Genomic DNA, 1,414 nt, shown 5'->3' on the forward strand with positions numbered 1-1,414 from the left:
GGTCAAGCCCCTCGGAGTGGTGTAGCGATCTTTCATGTAGGGGTCAGGCGGTGAGGGCTGTCAGGGGGTCGGTGGTCACCTCGCTTCCGGTGTTCGCGACGGTGGTGAGCCGGCAGCGGGTGAGGACCTCGAGGCCCAGGTAGCGGCGGCCTTCGGCCCACTCGTCGGTCTGCTCGGCCAGCACGGCCCCCACCAGGCGGACGATGGCTTGCCGGTTGGGGAAGATCCCGACCGCGTCCGTGCGGCGCCGGATCTCCCGGTTCAGCCGCTCGGCGGGGTTGTTGGACCAGATCTGGGCCCAGACGTCCTTGGGGAAGTTCGTGAACGCGAGGATGTCCTCACGGGCATCGGCCAGGTGCTCAGCCACCGCCGGCAGCTTCTCGGCGACGTAGTCCAGCAACCGGTCGAACTGGGCGTTCACGGCTGTGGCGTCGGGTTGGTCGTAGACGCTGTGCAGCATGGCTTTGACGGCCGGCCACATGGACTTCGGGCAGATCGACATGAGGTTCGCCGCGTAGTGGGTGCGGCACCTCTGCCAGGACGCCCCGGGCAGGTTCGCCGCGATCGCGTCCTTGAGCCCGGCGTGGGCGTCACTGGTAACCAGGCGGACCCCGCCCAGGCCCCGGGCCACCAGGTCGGCGAAGAACTCGTTCCAGGCCGCCCCGGTCTCGGCCGTGGCCACCCGCATCCCGAGGACCTCCCGGTGGCCGTCGCCGTTGACCCCGGTGGCCAGGAGCACGACCGCGTTGACCACCCGCCCGCCCTCGCGGACCTTCATGGTCAGTGCGTCGGCGGCCACGAACGTGAAGGGACCGGCCTGATCCAGGGGCCGGTGGCGGAAGGACTCCACGTGCTCGTCGAGGTCACCGGCCATCCGTGAGACCTGGGACTTCGACAGGGAGTTGATGCCCAGGGTCTTCACCAGCTTGTCCATCCGGCGGGTCGAGACTCCGGCGAGGTAGCAGTCGGCGACCACGGTGATCAGCGCGGACTCGGCCCGCTTGCGCCGCTCCAGCAGCCAATCCGGGAAGTAGGTGCCGGCGCGCAGCTTCGGCACGGCGACGTCGATCGTGCCCACGCGGGTGTCGAGGTCGCGGTGCCGGTAGCCGTTGCGCTGGGTCACCCGCTCGGGAGCAGGTCTGCCCCACTCGGCCCCGACCACTGCGTCCGCGTCGGCGGAGAGCAGCGCGTTGATCACCGTCTGCAGCAGACTGCGCATCAGATCCGGGGAGGCTTCGGACAGGGCTTCACCGAGCAGGCCGGTGGGGTCGACAATGTGAGGAGCGGTCATCGTGATGATGTCCTTTCGAGGGTGCTGTGAGAGGTGAACTCGAAAGATCTCACGGTGGCCGCGCCCTCGTCCGCAACGACGAACTCGGCCACCGAGCGTTACACCATCATGCGGGGCTCAACT

At 68.7% G+C, this 1,414-nt stretch carries 1 protein-coding gene; it reads right to left on the minus strand.

Features of this window, described 5'->3' with window-relative positions; translation table 11 throughout:
- Positions 1-43: 43 nt before the first annotated feature.
- The gene (locus D8M29_RS12315; protein WP_127435639.1) at positions 44-1,291 is read right to left on the minus strand and encodes an IS256 family transposase; all 1,248 of its coding nucleotides are present in this window, start codon (positions 1,289-1,291) and stop codon (positions 44-46) included.
- Positions 1,292-1,414: the final 123 nt, after the last annotated feature.

The organism is Micrococcus sp. HSID17227, from assembly GCF_003989405.1.
Lineage (GTDB): Bacteria > Actinomycetota > Actinomycetes > Actinomycetales > Micrococcaceae > Micrococcus > Micrococcus luteus.